16 protein-coding genes are annotated in these 14,642 nt (G+C 71.8%); 8 read left to right on the forward strand and 8 right to left on the reverse strand.

The features are described 5' to 3' along the window. Window positions 1-3 precede the first annotated feature (3 nt). Genes MKK60_RS18335 through ureG form a run of 3 tightly spaced genes read left to right on the forward strand, consistent with a single transcriptional unit; the run spans window position 4 to window position 1,856 of the window. Window positions 4-537 carry an urease accessory protein UreE gene (locus tag MKK60_RS18335; RefSeq protein ID WP_147858762.1) on the forward strand — a complete coding sequence of 178 codons (534 nt, stop codon included), beginning with the start codon at window positions 4-6 and terminating at the stop codon, window positions 535-537. Continuing rightward, on the forward strand, window positions 530-1,204 hold the full coding sequence (locus MKK60_RS18340) for an urease accessory protein UreF (protein ID WP_243937455.1): 675 nt from the start codon (window positions 530-532) through the stop codon (window positions 1,202-1,204). The genes MKK60_RS18335 and MKK60_RS18340 overlap by 8 nt, the downstream gene beginning before the upstream one ends. Before the next feature lie 22 nt (window positions 1,205-1,226). Further along, complete coding sequence (gene ureG, locus MKK60_RS18345; RefSeq protein WP_243934882.1) at window positions 1,227-1,856, forward strand: urease accessory protein UreG; 630 nt, start codon at window positions 1,227-1,229, stop codon at window positions 1,854-1,856. Here ureG and MKK60_RS18350 read toward each other — a convergent pair. Further along, window positions 1,853-2,077 (reverse strand): hypothetical protein, encoded by a 225-nt coding sequence (locus MKK60_RS18350; RefSeq protein WP_147843749.1) that lies wholly within the window; start codon window positions 2,075-2,077, stop codon window positions 1,853-1,855. The genes ureG and MKK60_RS18350 overlap by 4 nt on opposite strands. A gap of 93 nt (window positions 2,078-2,170) precedes the next feature. Here MKK60_RS18350 and MKK60_RS18355 point away from each other — a divergent pair, with 93 nt between their 5' ends. Next, complete coding sequence (locus MKK60_RS18355; protein WP_243988060.1) at window positions 2,171-2,401, forward strand: hypothetical protein; 231 nt, start codon at window positions 2,171-2,173, stop codon at window positions 2,399-2,401. Window positions 2,402-2,671: 270 nt separating this feature from the next. After that, window positions 2,672-3,274 carry a PAS domain-containing protein gene (locus MKK60_RS18360; protein WP_147729382.1) on the forward strand — a complete coding sequence of 201 codons (603 nt, stop codon included), beginning with the start codon at window positions 2,672-2,674 and terminating at the stop codon, window positions 3,272-3,274. Between the two features lie 117 nt (window positions 3,275-3,391). On the opposite strand, the gene MKK60_RS18365 is transcribed toward MKK60_RS18360, so the two are convergent. From MKK60_RS18365 to MKK60_RS18375, 3 genes are all read right to left on the reverse strand, one after another. Then, window positions 3,392-5,038 carry a TadG family pilus assembly protein gene (locus MKK60_RS18365; RefSeq protein WP_243988070.1) on the reverse strand — a complete coding sequence of 549 codons (1,647 nt, stop codon included), beginning with the start codon at window positions 5,036-5,038 and terminating at the stop codon, window positions 3,392-3,394. Beyond that, entirely contained in the window at window positions 5,035-5,475 is a 441-nt protein-coding gene (locus MKK60_RS18370; RefSeq protein WP_243937449.1) for a TadE/TadG family type IV pilus assembly protein, read from the reverse strand. The genes MKK60_RS18365 and MKK60_RS18370 overlap by 4 nt, the downstream gene beginning before the upstream one ends. 107 nt (window positions 5,476-5,582) lie before the next feature. Then, on the reverse strand, window positions 5,583-7,688 hold the full coding sequence (locus tag MKK60_RS18375; protein ID WP_243988080.1) for a putative bifunctional diguanylate cyclase/phosphodiesterase: 2,106 nt from the start codon (window positions 7,686-7,688) through the stop codon (window positions 5,583-5,585). Between the two features lie 175 nt (window positions 7,689-7,863). Between MKK60_RS18375 and MKK60_RS18380 the strand changes: the two genes are divergently transcribed. Continuing rightward, window positions 7,864-8,796 (forward strand): alpha/beta fold hydrolase, encoded by a 933-nt coding sequence (locus tag MKK60_RS18380; protein ID WP_243988082.1) that lies wholly within the window; start codon window positions 7,864-7,866, stop codon window positions 8,794-8,796. Window positions 8,797-8,907: 111 nt separating this feature from the next. Further along, window positions 8,908-10,128, forward strand: a complete 1,221-nt coding sequence (locus MKK60_RS18385; protein ID WP_243988084.1) for an ABC transporter substrate-binding protein — start codon at window positions 8,908-8,910, stop codon at window positions 10,126-10,128. Between the two features lie 237 nt (window positions 10,129-10,365). Here the strand turns inward: MKK60_RS18385 and MKK60_RS18390 are convergent, their stop codons facing one another. From MKK60_RS18390 to MKK60_RS18400, 3 genes are all read right to left on the reverse strand, one after another. Next, entirely contained in the window at window positions 10,366-11,493 is a 1,128-nt protein-coding gene (locus tag MKK60_RS18390) for a beta-ketoacyl-ACP synthase (protein ID WP_243988086.1), read from the reverse strand. Next, on the reverse strand, window positions 11,490-11,981 hold the full coding sequence (locus tag MKK60_RS18395) for a 3-hydroxyacyl-ACP dehydratase FabZ family protein (protein WP_147727327.1): 492 nt from the start codon (window positions 11,979-11,981) through the stop codon (window positions 11,490-11,492). Before MKK60_RS18395 ends, MKK60_RS18390 begins: the two co-directional genes overlap by 4 nt. Window positions 11,982-12,075: 94 nt before the next feature. Beyond that, entirely contained in the window at window positions 12,076-12,384 is a 309-nt protein-coding gene (locus tag MKK60_RS18400; RefSeq protein ID WP_147727326.1) for an acyl carrier protein, read from the reverse strand. A gap of 241 nt (window positions 12,385-12,625) precedes the next feature. On the opposite strand from MKK60_RS18400, the gene MKK60_RS18405 reads away from it, so the two are divergent. Continuing rightward, the gene (locus tag MKK60_RS18405; protein ID WP_243934893.1) at window positions 12,626-13,729 is read left to right on the forward strand and encodes an AI-2E family transporter; all 1,104 of its coding nucleotides are present in this window, start codon (window positions 12,626-12,628) and stop codon (window positions 13,727-13,729) included. Window positions 13,730-13,824: 95 nt separating this feature from the next. Here the strand turns inward: MKK60_RS18405 and MKK60_RS18410 are convergent, their stop codons facing one another. After that, window positions 13,825-14,508: a metal ABC transporter permease gene (locus MKK60_RS18410; protein WP_147727324.1), complete on the reverse strand. Its 684-nt coding sequence runs from the start codon at window positions 14,506-14,508 to the stop codon at window positions 13,825-13,827. Between the last annotated feature and the right edge of the window lie 134 nt (window positions 14,509-14,642).

Raw genomic sequence — 14,642 nt, forward strand, 5'->3', positions numbered from 1 at the left:
CCCATGATCCGCGCCACCCGCGTCATCCGCGCCGACGTTCTCGCCGGAGCCGAGATCGTCGACCGCATTGTGCTCGACCACGGCGACCGGCATCGCCGCCGCATGGCGATGCGCGGCGTCGGCGGGCTCGCCTTCCTGCTCGACCTGCCCGAGCCCATGGTGCTCGACGACGGCGACGCGCTGGCGCTGGAGGATGGGCGGCTCGTCTGGGTCGAGGCCGCGCCCGAGCGCCTGCTGGAGGTCCGGGCCGGGTCGGACCACGCCCTGAAGCGGCTGATCTGGCATATCGGCAACCGGCACATCCCGGCCGAGATCACCGCGGACGCGGTGTTCATCGCCTTCGACCATGTGCTGGCCGAGATGGTGCGGGGCCTCGGCGGCAGCGCCGAGCCGGTCGAGCGCCCGTTCCGGCCGGAAGGGGGCGCCTATGCCGGCGGCCACGCCCAGGCGCATGGCCATGATGCCGGCGACCCTGGCGAGCCCGCGGGCGGCCGCGCCCATCATCACGGCGACGGGCGCTACCACACCCATGATTGAGCGCATCCGGCTGATGGCGTGGCTGTCGCCGACCTACCCGGTCGGCGCCTACGCCTACTCGCACGGGCTCGAATGGGCGGTGGAGGCGGGCGACGTCGCCGACGAGGCGGGCATCTCCGGCTGGCTCGGCGACGTGATGGAGCACGGGGCCGGCCGCAACGACCTGATCCTGGCGGCCCACGCCCACCGCGCCGCGGCGGCGGCGGCTCTGCCGGACCTCGCCGGGATCAACGATCTCGCCCTGGCGCTGGCGCCGTCGCGCGAGCTTCACCTCGAGACGAGCCAGCAGGGCCGCAGCTTCCTCGACGCGACCCTGGCGGCTTGGCCGTGCCCACCCCTCGACGGGGTCGCCGGGGCGCTGCCGGGGGCGGTCGCCTACCCGGTCGCGGTCGGGGCCGCCGCGGGCGCGCACGGCATGGACCGGCCGGGGATGCTGGCCGCCTACGGACTCGCCTTCGTCCAGAGTCTCGTCTCGGCCGCGTTGCGCGCCGCGCCGATCGGGCAGGCCGCGGGCACGCGGATCATCGCCGGCCTGAGCCCGCGCATCGCCGCGCTCGCCGAGCAGGCCGAGGCCTGCAGCCTCGACGACCTCGGCTCGGCGACGCTTCGCCTCGATCTCGGCTCGTTCCGGCACGAGACCCAGTATTCGCGGATCTTCCGCTCGTGATCCTCTGACGGAGCTTGCCCGCATGGCATCGAACAATGGACCCTTGCGCGTCGGCATCGGCGGGCCCGTCGGCTCGGGCAAGACCGCGCTGATGGAGCAGCTCTGCAAGCGCTTCCGCGACACCTACGAGATCTGCGCCATCACCAACGACATCTACACCAAGGAGGATGCCCGCATCCTCACGGTGGCCGGCGCGCTCCCCGAGGAGCGGATCATGGGGGTTGAGACCGGGGGCTGCCCGCATACGGCGATCCGCGAGGACGCCTCGATCAACCTGGCGGCGGTGGCCGAGATGCGCCGGCGCTTCCCGAAGCTCGACCTGATCCTGATCGAGTCGGGCGGCGATAACCTCGCGGCGACCTTCTCGCCGGAGCTCGCCGACATCACCCTCTACGTCATCGACGTGGCGGGCGGCGAGAAGATCCCGCGCAAGGGCGGCCCCGGCATCACCCGCTCGGACCTGCTCATCGTCAACAAGACCGACCTCGCGCCGCTGGTCGGCGCCGATCTCGGGGTGATGGAGGCGGACACCCGGCGCATGCGCGGGCCGCGGCCCTACGTGTTCGCATCCCTGCGGGAGGGCGCGGGAGCCGACGCGGTCGCGCGCTTCGTCGTCGAGGCCGGCGGCCTCGGTGAGATGCCGTCGCGTTAGTGCTCGGCGTTGGCCGAGCGGGAGCGGGCCGTCCCCGGGCTCTGCGGGACGCCGCCCATCAGCGCATCGAGGCGGCTCATGCGGGCGGAGAACTTCTGGGCGGTCTCGAGGGCGGCGCGGTCGCGCGGGCTCAGCGGCTTCGACCGGGTGTCGCCGGCGTGAGCCGAGGCGATCGGCAGGGCGGCGAGGACGAGGGCGGCGATGCGCAGGGACGATGTCATGATCATCACTCCATGCCGGCTCGGCCGTTCACGCGCGAGCACGGGTCGGCCTTCGGCAGGACTTCAACGTAGGGGTGAACGTGCGGCCAAGCTGTGCGCTGTCGCACCGCGGCCGGCGACCGCGCGCATCTCGACAGCCGGATCGATCGATGCAAGGTTTCGTTCGGGATAGCGCTGGCCGGAGGCATCGTGTCCGCCGGCTGTGATGGAGCGGGCATGTCGCCGGAATTGCAGGAATCGCGTGCGGCCCTGATCCTGATCGCCGTCGTGGTCGTATCCGTTCTGATCTTCGGGGCCGTGACCCTGTTCAGCCAGATCGGCTGATCGTCCCCCCTCGTCCGGTCTCGAGCCTCGCCCGAGCGATGTCGGGAAACGAACGGGGCGACGTCTCGGCCTCGTCGGCCGGGCCTGCGCGCCTGCACTGGGCTCCAACAGCATTCCCAGCATCGGATAGCCCTGCATCCCCCAGGAATCGGTAGAATGCAGCGGTGTCGAGCCTGATCCGAGTGTTGAATTAACGCGTTGTTAATTCCATCTTGGGTTGTATATCGGCGGTTCCCAAGCGAAACTGCAACCGAACCGTGGAGGTCCTCCATGCGCTCAGAAACGATCGACCGGTCCCGCTCGCGGCCCGTCGACCTGACGGCGGCTCTGTCGGCCTCCGGCGTGGTCGGAACCTGGGCCTGGTCGGCCCAGCCCGACCGCTGCATTCTGGATGCCGGGGCCGCCGACGTTCTGGCGGGAGACCATGCGATCGCCGGGCTGCCCGTGCCGTTCGAGCGGGCCAAGGCCCGCGTCCATCCCGACGACTTGCCGAAGCTGTCGCGCCACTTCAAGCGCCTGCGCCGCAGCGGGGGCCTGTTCGTCGCGGAATACCGCACCGTCTCGACCGCCGGCCGCGTCCGCCGGATCCTCGATCGCGGCCGGCTCGTCCGCAACGAGTCGGGGACCGTGCTGCACGGCCACGGGATCATCATCGACGTCACCGAGGGCGATCTCGACCTCGGCGCCTTCGCCGAGATCGAGCGGAAGGACCCCTCGGCGATCCTCGACACCGCCGCCGCCCACGCCTTGGCCTGCCGCGAGACGATCGATCAGCTCGACAACTCGGAGTTGCGTCTTCTCGTCGACGTGCTGCTCCTCAGCCTCGGCCAGCAGATCGCCGCCCTGTCGCGCGGGCCGGGGCGCGGGCACTGATCGTCGAACCGGCCGGTGCGGCGCGCGTGCCGCCGCGCCGCCGGCGAGGCCGGGCTTCGGCACATCGATCGTGCCGGGCCGGGCGTCCGGCAGGCGCCGGGCCGAAGCGGCGGCGTGCTACTGTACCAGCACGGCCTGGTTGCACATCGTGCCGTCGACGGTGACGTCGGCGTAGCCGAGGCGCAGCCCCAGGATGCGCAGCGTCGTGTCGAGCACCATGTCGAGGGCCGGGGTCACCGCCATCAGCGCGGTCGACAGCACCGGCCCGAGCAGGGGTGGCACGATCAACCCGTTGATCGAGAGCGACAGGCCCTGGACCAGGCTTCCGGTCAGCGATTGCGTCAGGCCGGTAGTGGACACGGTCTTGGTGACCTGCCGCGTGATCTCGTCGTCGGAGAAGGTCAGGGTCTGCGGCGCCGGGCTGGCGATGGTCGTCCGCGCCGTTCCCTGCACCGTCAGCAGCGGCAGCGCGATGAGGTTCGCGAACCGGCTCAGGTCGGGCGTGCCGGCGCCGACCGCGATGCTGCTGCGCGGGACGTTGGCGACGGCGAGGGTCGCGAGGCCGGGCTGCGCATCCACCGTCGCCTGCCGCCGGGTCGAGGCGGTCCAGGGGCAGGCGACCCCGCGCAGGGTCGCCGAGGCCTGCGCCGCCTCGAGATAGATCGGCAGGGTCACGGTTCCGAGGCCGAGCGGCGCGGTCAGCGTCGTCTCGAGCAGCATCCGCACCTGCGCGGTGTGGACCGTGGCGTTCGGCGTGCCCGGCTGGACGTAGCCGGAATCCTGGCGCCGCTCGCCGATCGCCAGCGTCAGCCGCGTGTTGAGCAGGCCCGGGACCGTCGCGCCGAGGTCGAGCGCGATCTGGTTCTGGCCGTTGGCGTTGGCGGCGATGTCGGAGATCACGTCCATCAGGCCGACGAGGGGGCCGGCCGCGCCCCGCGCCGGGGACAGGGCGGCCGCATCCCCGAGGTCGACGACCTGCGCCACGGGGATCAGCGCGCCGGCGTTGGGCAGCGCGCCCATCAGCTTCGTCAGCGCCGTCACCGCGGCGCCCGCCCCCGACGTGCCCTGTGCCGCGACCTTGAGGGCGGCGGTGAGCTGCCCGACGCTGGCGTTGGCGGCGACGAGGTCGGTGTAGTCCGCCGCCTGGAGGTTCAGGTTGGTCGCCAGCGCGTCGAGGAAGCGGAAGGCGTCGACCTGCATCGACAGCAGCGCGTTGTAGTCGAGGACGGAGAGCGAGAGCTTCGTCCCCAGCATCGCCCCGAGCAGGGCGTTGGCGATGCCGCCATCGAGCGCGGCCACGCCGGAGCCGATCGAGATGGCGGCGAACTGCGCGCTCGCGGCCGTGCCCGTCACCTGGATCGGCACGGTCCTGGGCAGGCCGAGCACCTGGGCGAAATGCACCGGCACCCCCGTCCGCAGCCCGACGCGGACGGCATTGGCGGGGCTGGCGCCGGCCTGGAACCGGCTGGCGGGCGCGATCCTGGCGTTGCCGGCGTAGCTCCCGGGCGAGACCGTCACCGTGGCGGCGGCGTAGCCGTTGTCGGCCAGCGAGCGGCGGGCGAGCGCGTCGGCCCCGCCGCCGCCGGCGGCGGCCAGCATCGCGGCGATGTCGACGGCACCCTGCGCCTTGCGCTTGGCCTGCACCACCATGCCGAGATCGATCCCGACCGCGGCCGCGCCCATCAGCGCGGTGGCCCCGAGCGCCACCAGAACCGCGACCGAGCCGCCCCGGGCCGATCGCAGGTCGCGCGCCCCGCGGCTCACAGCCCGCCCCGGCGCACGCTGACCGTGCTGGTGAAGATGTCCGGCGGCAGCGGGACCAGCTTGCCGAGGGACTTCAGCCCGAGCCCGGAGGAATCGTAGGTGAGCGTGACCGTGTAGACGGTGGCGTCGCTCGGGCTGGTGCCGACCGAGACCCCGACGCTGCCGGCCTTGAACATCGCGCTGGCGGCGAGGCTGCGCTGCACCACCGCCTGGGCGAGGGAGGCGCGCTCGCCGTCGCTGACGCCGGCGACCGAGGCGCGTGCCGCCTCCGCCGCGATCTCGCGCAGGGTGTGCGTGGCGCCGAGATAGATGCCGAAGGCGGAGATGCCGGCGAACAACAGCAGCAGGAGCGGCGTGACCAGCGCGAACTCGACCGCCGCGTTTCCGCCGCGGCAGGCCGCCAGCCTTCCGCCCCCGCGTCCCGCCCTCGTTCCCATCGCACGCGATCCCATGAGCTTGCATCGCAAACCGGCTATGCAACCTACCGTATGGGTTTCGGCTTAAGGAAAGATGTAAATACAATCCGGAGTTGTATATGCCGGTCTCAGGCTGCGGCGGCTTCGTCGCGCGCGGCCGTCAGCATCGCCGTGATCTCGTCGGCCGTGCGCGGCCGGCTGAACAGGAAGCCCTGCATCTCCTGGCAGCCCTCGGCCCGGACGGCGGCGAGCTGTTCCTCGGTCTCGATGCCCTCGACCAGCGTGGTGATGCCGAGGCTGGTGCCGAGGCTCACCAGGGCGCGGATGATCGCCCCGGCCTCGGTCGCCTTCCCGGCATCCTGGACGAAGGACCGGTCGATCTTGATCTTGTCGAAGGGGAAGCGGCGCAGGTAGGTCAGGCTCGAGTAGCCGGTCCCGAAATCGTCCATCGAGATGCGGATGCCGGTCCGGCGCAGCAGGTGAAGGGTCTCGAGGTTGGCCTCGGTGTCGTCGAGCAGGACGCTCTCGGTGATCTCGAGCTCCAGCCGGTCGGACCGCAACCCGCTCGCGGCCAGGGCGAGCAGCACCGTCTGCGCGAAGGTGCGGTGGCGCAGCTGCACGGCCGAGACGTTGACGGCGACGCTGATCCCGCCCGGCCAGGCGACGGCGTCGCGGCAGGCCCGGTTCAGCACCCATTCCCCGAGGGCGACGATCAGCCCGGTCTCCTCGGCCACCGGGATGAAGGTGGCCGGCGGGATCAGCCCGCGCTCCGGATGGCGCCAGCGGACCAGGGCCTCCAGGCCGGTGACCCGGTTGCTGTCGAGGTTGACCAGCGGCTGGTAATGCACCTCGAACATCCCGTGCTTCAGGGCGTCGGCGAGATCGCGCTCGATCGCGCGGCGGACCTCGGCGGTCTCGTCCATCGCCGCCTCGAACAGGCAGGCGGTGCCGCGGCCCTTGCCCTTGGCGTGGTAGAGCGCCGTGTCGGCGTTCTTGAGCAGGCGGTCGATGTCGTCGGCCGCTTCGTCGGCGATTGCGATGCCGACGCTCATGCCGATCTCGACGGTGTAGCCGTCGAGATCGTAGGGCGTGCTCACCAGCTCGATCATCCGCTCGGCCAGGGCCAGCGCGCCGGCCGCGTCGGCGACGCGGTGCAGCACCGCGAACTCGTCCCCGCCGAGGCGCGCCACCAGGTCGCCGGTGCGGACCCGCGCGCAGAGCCGTTCGGACACCGCGCGCAGGAGCGCGTCGCCCGCGCCGTGCCCGTGCGTGTCGTTGACCGCCTTGAACCGGTCGAGGTCGAGGCAGAGGATCGCGAGCCGCGTGGTCTCGCCCGCACGCCGCGGCTTGCCGAGCATGCTGAGGCCGTGCTCGCGCAACGCCGTGCGGTTGGGCAGGTCGGTGAGCGCGTCGTGGCGCGCCATGTGCGCAATCCGCGCTTCGTTGCGGCGGCGCTCGGTGATGTCCTCGAAGGTCGAGACCCAGCCGCCGTCCTCGATCGTCCGATAGCACACGGCGAGGATCCGGCCGTCGGCGAGCTCGCGCTGGATCGGCTTCGGGTCCGGGTCGAGCAGGGCCTGGCGCGTGCCCTCGCATAGGGCATCGACGGTGGTGCCGCCGCGATAGCAGCCGGCCCCCACCAGCATCGCGCAGATCTCGCGCTGGGACATCCCGATCCGCAGGGCCTCGGGTGCCAGGCCGAAGATCTCGCAATAGCGCTGGTTGTAGACGACGAGGCGTGCCGCCTCGTCGAACAGGCACAGGCCCTGGGTCATGTCGCTCAGCGCCGCCTCGAAGCGCTTGTTCTGCTCCACCAGGATGGCGTGCGAGGTGCGCAGCTCCGCGAGCGCGTCGGCGAGGGCACTGCGCGCCTGGCCCTCGGAGCTGATGTCGGTGCCGGTGCCGCGATAGCCGCAGAAGGTCCCGTCCGGCGCGACGACGGGCTCGCCGCTGATGCGGAACCAGCGCACGTGGCCGTCGGGATGGGCGTAGGGATAGATGAAGCCGGTGAAGGCCTGCCGCCGGTCGAGCGCCGTGAAGTAGGGCTCCCAGAAGCTGCCGTCGCCGCCGTTCGCGGCGATCGTCATCCGCGACGTGCCGGTCAGCGCGCCGGCGGTTCGGCCGAGGAAGCGTTCCACCTCGGGAGACAGATAGGTGAAGTTCTGCGCGGCATCGGTCTGCCAGACCCAGTCGGAGTCGATCCTCGCGAGCTCTTCCAGGGTTTGAACGGGCATTCGGGCACCATCAGTCGTGATGCGACCCTCCACGACAGGGATTAAGATTTTATTCGCATTCCCTGCCGCGCGTGGGCGCATCGCCGCCGGAGCCCGACGCCCCTGAGCGCGTTTGACGCTGGCGCGCGACGCCGCCACCCGCGGGTCGCGATCGGCGAAGGTTGGAGCAAGGCCCATGTCGAGCGGTGGCGACGATCTGTTTCCCGGGTTCGAGGCGCTGTGGACCGAGGCCGCCTGGGGCAAGGCCTTCGCCCGCGTCGGCGGCCCGGCGGATGCGCCGCCGCTCCTGCTGCTCCACGGCTTCCCGCAGAGCCACGCGCTCTGGCACCGCATCGCCCCCGACCTCGCCCGCGACCACCGCGTGATCTGCCTCGACCTGCCGGGCTACGGCTGGTCGGCCGCTCCAGAGGGCGATCCGGCCCACGACGGCTACTCCAAGCGCCGGATCGGCGGGGCCATCGTCGCGCTGATGGAGCGGATCGGCCATGTCCGCTTCGCGCTCGCCGGGCATGATCGCGGCGCGCGGGTGGCCTACCGCCTCGCCCTGGACCAGCCCGCCCGCGTCTCGACGCTCGCGCTGCTCGACGTCGTGCCGACGGCGGTCCAGTGGGAGCGGATCGAGGCCGCGCCGGGCGCCAACCCGCACTGGCCGTTCCTCGCCGAGCCGGCCCCGAACCCGGAGACCGCGATCGGCAGGGATCCCGACGGCTATTTCCGGACGCTGATCGCCGGCTGGACGTCGGCCAAGGACCTCTCGGCGTTCGACCTGCGCGCGCTCGACCTCTATGCCCAGGCCTGGTCCGTGCCCGAGCGCATCCATGCGATGTGCGAGGATTACCGCGCGGGCGCCGGCCCCGACCGCGCGGCCGACCGGGCCGACATCGCCGCCGGGCGGACCTTGGCGATGCCGGTCCTCGTTCTCGCCAGCAGCCGCTACCTGGATCGCGACAAGCCGGAGACGGCGCTCGCGGCGTGGCGGCGGACGCTGGCGCCGAACGCGGTCGGCGCCGAGATCGAGTCCGGCCACTTCCTGGCCGAGGAGAACCCGGCCGCGACCCTCGCGGCGCTCCGCCCCTTCCTCGAGAATGAAGCTCCGCGCAAAGCGTAACACGGAGGGCGACGCCCGCCGTGGTTGCGCGGCCGCCCTTCGCCTAGCATGCGCCCCGGACCGCCCGAACGGCGGCCGATCGACAAGATCACGTCTTCCGGGAGGATACGCATGACCAAGGGACAGGTCCGTCTCGCGCTGGCGGTCGCGCTCGCCGCGCTCGCCGCACCCGCCGCCGCGCAGGGCTTCTCGGACGGCGTCGTGAAGATCGGCATCCTCAACGACCAGTCCGGCACCTACGCCGAGTTCGGCGGCCGCTCCTCGATCGAGGCGGCGCGGATGGCGGTTGAGGATTTCGGCGGCACGATGAACGGGACGCCGATCGAGCTCGTCTCGGCCGACCACCAGAACAAGCCCGACATCGCGTCGGGCATCGCGCGGCAATGGTACGACCGCGACAACGTCGACGCGATCATGGAGCTGACGACCTCGTCGGTGGCGCTCGCGGTCCAGGGCCTGTCGAAGGACAAGCGCAAGATCACCATCACCACCGGCGCGGCCACCGCCGACCTCACCGGCAAGGCCTGCACGCCCTACGGCTATCACTGGGCCTACGACACCCACGCGCTCGCGGTCGGCACCGGCGGCGCCCTGGTGCAGCAGGGCGGCGACACCTGGTTCATGCTGACCGCCGACTACGCCTTCGGCTACTCGCTGGAAGCCGAGATCGCCCGCTACGTCACCTCGAAGGGCGGCAAGGTGCTGGGCAACGTCCGCCATCCGCTCTCGGCGCAGGACTTCTCCTCGTTCCTGCTCCAGGCGCAGGGCTCCGGCGCCAAGGTGATCGGGCTGGCCAATGCCGGCCTCGACACCTCCAACAGCATCAAGCAGGCCGCCGAGTTCGGCATCGTCGAGGGCGGGCAGCGGCTCGCGGCGCTGCTGTTCACCCTGGCGGAGGTAAAGGGTCTCGGCCTCAAGGTCGCGCAGGGCCTGACGCTCACCGAGGGCTGGTACTGGGACCTCACCGACGAGACCCGCGCCTTCGGGCAGCGCTTCATGAAGCGCACCGGCAAGATGCCCAACATGATCCACGTCGGCACCTATTCGGCGGTGCTGCAATACCTCAAGGCGGTGAAGGCCGCCGGGACCGACGAGACCGAGGCGGTCAACACGCTGCTGCACACGATGCCGGTCGACGATGTCTTCGCCAAGGGCGGCAAGGTGCTGCCGAACGGGCGCATGGTCCACGACATGTACCTGTTCGAGGTCAAGAAGCCCGCCGAATCCAAGGGCGAGTGGGACCTCTACAGGAAGCTCGCCACCGTGCCCGGACCGGAGGCCTTCGCCACCGCCGAGGCCAGCGGCTGCCCGCTGACGACGGCGGCGAAGTAGGACCGGAAAGCAGGGACGAAGCGGCCGACCCGTGGCGGCCGACTCCCATCCACCCCCCTGATCCTGAGGTGCGGCGCGAGCCGCCGCGAAGGAGACCTCGAAGGAGACCTTGAGGGATCGCGCGTCGGCGGGAGGCCCCCTTCGAGGGCCGCCGAGGCAGGCGCCTCAGGATGAGGCGGCGGGTGGGAGTGACCCTTGCCGAAGGCGCATCGGGGAAACTGTCGCGACGGCCGCCGCTCAGACGGCCATCAGGCGTAGAACGCCCTCGCCGCGGCGGTGGCCCACGGCGGTGACCGCGACCTCCGACAGGCCGCGATCGGCCACGAGCCCGGCGGCCAGGGCGGCCCCGAACGGCGCCGTCACCTCGAGGCCGTGGCCGATCAGGTCGCCCAGCGCATGGACCGGCCGGTCGGGCGCCAGGGTGGACAGGCACGCGTGCTCCTCGCCGGTGATCGCCGCGACGCCGGTGGCGCCGGAGACGACCGCTTGCGCCTGCCCGATCCCGGCCTGCCGCCACAGGGCGTCGAGGCTGGTCGAGACGCTGCCGGGCGCGCGCCGGGTGCGGTCGCTCGCGACCGGCCCGAGGCGGGCGAGCGCCCGCGCCCCGCGGGCCGCGGCGGTCTCGGCGGCCTCGAGCATCAGGAAGGCCGCGCAGCTGCCCAGGATGAACCCGGGTGCGTCCTCGCGTGCGAAGACCGCCGCATAGTCGGGCTTGCGCAGGAAGCCGCCCATCTCGTGGACGACCATCACGTCCGGCCGCTCGGCGCTGTAGGACCCGCCGACCAGCATCGCGTCGATCTGGCCGGAGGCGATCCGCGCCTGGCCGATGCGCAGCGCGTCGACGCCGGCCGCCTCCTCGCCCATGAAGGTGCGCGACGCGCCGCTGACGCCGTGGACGATGGCGATGTTGCCGGCGAGCAGGTTCGAGAGCTGCGCCAGGAACAGCGTCGGCCGCAGGTCGTTCTGCAACCGTTCGTTGAGATAGGCGCCGGGATCGGCGGCATCGCGCAGGCCGGTGAGGATCGCCCCGTCGACCGCGTAGTCGCGCTCGCCGCCGCCGGCCGCGACCACGAGGTGGAGCGCCTGCTTGAAGGCGGCGTCGTCCTTCACGCCGGCCGAGTCGAGGGCGAGCCCGGCGGCGTAGACGCCGAGGCGCTGCCACGCCTCCATCTGTCGCTGGTCGGACTTCTTCGGGATCTGACCGTCCCAGGCGAGCGCCGGCGCCGGGTGGACGGGATAGGGCGCGAACGTCGTCGCGTCGGTCCGCGGCGGCGTGCCGGCCGCGAGCGCGTCGAGATGGGCGGCCAGGCCCTCGCCGGCACAGGAGACGAGGCCGATCCCGGTGACGACGACGGCGCGGCTCATGCGGGTTCTCCTGCCGGGGCCTCCGCCGGATCCCCGTCCATCACCAGGCCGATCTTCGCGGTGCGCGCGCGCATCAGCGCGTCGAGCCCGTCCGGGAACGGCATGGTGCGGAAGCGGAGCTCGGCATCGGCCAGGAGCTTGCCGTCGTGGCGGATCGCGGCCTTGGTCACGGCGTAGCCCGAGCCGTCATGCTCCAGGCTCGCGGTGACGCTGAGCGTCGCCCCGGGGCCGACGAAGGAGCGGAAGCGCGCCTTGTCCACCGCCATCAGGAACGGCATCTGCGCGAAGTTCAGGTGCGCGAGCACGAGGTAGCCCGAGGCCTGCGCCATCGTCTCGGTGAGCAGCACGCCAGGAACCAGCGGATGGCCGGGGAAGTGCCCTTCGAAGACCGGGCTCTCCATCGGCACCTGGGCCAGGGCCTCGATCCGGCCGGCGGCGCGGTCGAGGCTCACCACGGAATCGATCATCTCGAAATATTCGAGGCGCATGGGCTGCCGATCCGCAGGCTTTCGGAGGGTCGTTCGGTCCGGGCGTCGCCGCCCGGGTCTTGCCGGTGCCGGTCTCGGTGCCGAGACCCCGGGATCAGACCTTGGCGGCCTTCTCCGCGACCAGCGCGTCGATGCGGGCGCAGAGGTTCTTCAGCACGAAGTACTCCTCGGCCGGGACCTTGCCCTCGTTCACTTCCTGGGTCCAGCGCTCGAGCGGCAGCTTGATCCCGAAGGCCTTGTCGACGGCGAACGCGATGTCGAGGAAGGCGAGGCTGTCGATGCCGAGATCGTCGATCGCGTGGCTCTCGGGCGTGATCTTCTCGCGCGGGATGTCGGCGGTGTCGGCGATGATGTCGGCCACGCGCTCGAAGGTGGCGGTGCCGGTGCTGGGCTGGTCTGACATGCGTTCTCGCCGAATCGGGATTGGTGCGACGGGCCGCCGCCGGTGCTCGACGCGGCGCCCCCATCCGCACGGCCCAGTGGCGGAGGGCGCCGCGCGCCGCCCCGTCATGTGGCCGCGACCTCTACACGAGGGGGTCCGGCCCGGCAACCGTGCCGCCCCCGGGGCCCGGATTCCGCGTATGGCAAAGGTCCCGCGGCGGCCTACATGAGCGCGCGGCGGATCGCGCCGGAGGACCCGCCTGATGGACCAGACGCTTCGCACCGAACACGCGCCGCCGCTTCCGCCGGTGGAGAAGGCCAGGGGCCAGGGCGTCGCCCGCGTCGTGCTGGTGCTGGCGCTCGCCGCCCTCGGGCTCTGGATCCTGTCCGGCTTCCTGCCGGCGCTGGCCTGGGCGGTGGTGCTCGCGATCGCGCTGTGGCCGCTCTACGTGCGCGTCGAGCGGCGCTTCCCGCCGGGCGGACACAACGTCGTGCTCCCGCTCGTCGCGACGCTCCTCGTCGCCCTCGTCTTCCTCGCGCCGCTCGTCGTCCTCGGCATCCAGGCGGCGCGCGAGGCCCACGACGTCCTCGACTTCGTGCGCGCGGCCGAGAAGGACGGCATTCCGGTGCCGGACGTCGTCAACCACCTGCCCTACGGCGCGGCGCAGGCCTCGGCGTGGTGGAGCGCCAACCTCAGCCATCCGGATGCCGGCTCCGACATGCTGCGCAGGCTCGACAACGATTCGGTGATCGGGGTGTCGCGCAACGTCGGCAAGGAGGTCGTGCACCGCGTCGTGCTGTTCGGCTTCAGCCTGGTCGCGCTGTTCTTCCTGTTCCGCGACGGCCGCACCATCCGCGATCAGGTCCTCGTTGCCTGCAACCGCCTGTTCGGGCCGCGGGGCGAGCGGGTCGGCCGGCAGATGGTCGCCTCGGTGCACGGCACGGTCGACGGCCTCGTCCTCGTCGGCCTCGGCGAGGGCGTCGTGCTGGGCATCGTCTACTACTTCGCCGGCGTGCCGCACCCGGTGCTGCTCGGCGCGTTCACCGCGGTCGCCGCGATGATCCCGTTCGGCGCCGCGCTCGCCATCGCCATCGCGGCGCTGCTGCTGGTGGCCGCCGGCTCGGTGAAGGCGGCGGTGATCGTGGCCGTGGCCGGCTTCGTCGTGACGTTCGTGGCCGACCACTTCGTGCGCCCGGCGCTCATCGGCGGCACGACCAAGCTGCCGTTCCTGTGGGTGCTGCTCGGCATTCTCGGCGGGGTCGAGACCTTCCACCTGCTCGGCCTGTTCCTCGGCCCGGCGGTGATGGCGGCGCTGATGCTGCTGTGGCGCGAGTTCACGGTCGGCGCGGACGCGAAGGCCCCCTGACATGCGAACGGCCGCGGGATTCGAGGTCCCGCGGCCGTTCGGACATGACCAGTCAGGCGCGGCGGCACGGACCCGCGTGCCGCCGGCGCCCGGGATCACATCGGCGGGGTGAGGCCGTCCTTGCCGACGGCGATCAGCTTGCCCTCGATCTTCGATCCGGCCTTGTCGACCACGGCGAAGATCTTCGATCCGGGCATCAGGATCGCCTTGTCGGCCGGCTCGAAGGCGACGATCGGCGCGGTCGGCGGCACCTCGATGGTCTTGGCCGCACCGTCCTTGCCGTAGCCGACGGTCAACGTCTTCGTGCCGGAGGCGCCGGCCGTGTCGGCCTTCACCGTGCCGTTGGTCATCGCGCTCTTGACGCGCGGCGTGCCCGACTCGGCCTTGACGGTGCCGTTGGTCATCGAGCTCTTCACCGCCGTGCCGCCCGCGGCGGTGTGGTCGGTGATCGAATCCCAGCCGTAATGGCCCTCGCCGGTGCCGCGCATCGACTCGGGGAACAGCACCACCTCGAGCGCCGTCATCGGGTTCTCGCCCTTGGTCGCGGTGCCGATGAAGACGCCGTCCTTGATCTGGTCGAGGCTCGACTTCACCACCCAGGCGAACTTGGCGCCGCCGACGTCGACGGTCTCGGTCGCGCCGTCGACGGTCTTGATCGTCACCATGCCGCCGTCGGCCTTCTCGATCGTGCCGCGGACGCGCTCCAGCGCCTGGGCCGAGAGGGCGGCGCCGGACAGGGTCATCAGGCCGGCAAGGGCGAGGACATTCAGGGTCTTCATGGGGCATCTCCCGGTTGTGGTCGGGAGGTTATGGGGCGGCGGCGGCCGCAAAACACCCTTGCGCACAATCTATTCGCGGTCGCTGGCTCTTATTTCTGGCTCAGACGCGCATCGCCCGGCCGGCGGGCCCGGCC

This window comes from Methylobacterium sp. J-092 (genome assembly GCF_022829325.1).
Classification (GTDB): domain Bacteria; phylum Pseudomonadota; class Alphaproteobacteria; order Rhizobiales; family Beijerinckiaceae; genus Methylobacterium.

Excerpts from the sequence above, each read along its gene's own strand:
- ureG (WP_243934882.1), top strand. The coding sequence starts at position 1,227 with ATGGCATCGAACAATGGACCCTTGCGCGTCGGCATCGGCGGGCCCGTC.
- MKK60_RS18375 (WP_243988080.1), bottom strand. The coding sequence starts at position 7,688 with ATGCCCGTTCAAACCCTGGAAGAGCTCGCGAGGATCGACTCCGACTGG.
- MKK60_RS18385 (WP_243988084.1), top strand. The coding sequence starts at position 8,908 with ATGACCAAGGGACAGGTCCGTCTCGCGCTGGCGGTCGCGCTCGCCGCG.
- MKK60_RS18380 (WP_243988082.1), top strand. The coding sequence starts at position 7,864 with ATGTCGAGCGGTGGCGACGATCTGTTTCCCGGGTTCGAGGCGCTGTGG.
- MKK60_RS18405 (WP_243934893.1), top strand. The coding sequence starts at position 12,626 with ATGGACCAGACGCTTCGCACCGAACACGCGCCGCCGCTTCCGCCGGTG.
- MKK60_RS18410 (WP_147727324.1), bottom strand. The coding sequence starts at position 14,508 with ATGAAGACCCTGAATGTCCTCGCCCTTGCCGGCCTGATGACCCTGTCC.
- MKK60_RS18395 (WP_147727327.1), bottom strand. The coding sequence starts at position 11,981 with ATGCGCCTCGAATATTTCGAGATGATCGATTCCGTGGTGAGCCTCGAC.
- MKK60_RS18340 (WP_243937455.1), top strand. The coding sequence starts at position 530 with ATGATTGAGCGCATCCGGCTGATGGCGTGGCTGTCGCCGACCTACCCG.
- MKK60_RS18390 (WP_243988086.1), bottom strand. The coding sequence starts at position 11,493 with ATGAGCCGCGCCGTCGTCGTCACCGGGATCGGCCTCGTCTCCTGTGCC.
- MKK60_RS18350 (WP_147843749.1), bottom strand. The coding sequence starts at position 2,077 with ATGACATCGTCCCTGCGCATCGCCGCCCTCGTCCTCGCCGCCCTGCCG.
- MKK60_RS18370 (WP_243937449.1), bottom strand. The coding sequence starts at position 5,475 with ATGGGAACGAGGGCGGGACGCGGGGGCGGAAGGCTGGCGGCCTGCCGC.
- MKK60_RS18400 (WP_147727326.1), bottom strand. The coding sequence starts at position 12,384 with ATGTCAGACCAGCCCAGCACCGGCACCGCCACCTTCGAGCGCGTGGCC.
- MKK60_RS18335 (WP_147858762.1), top strand. The coding sequence starts at position 4 with ATGATCCGCGCCACCCGCGTCATCCGCGCCGACGTTCTCGCCGGAGCC.
- MKK60_RS18360 (WP_147729382.1), top strand. The coding sequence starts at position 2,672 with ATGCGCTCAGAAACGATCGACCGGTCCCGCTCGCGGCCCGTCGACCTG.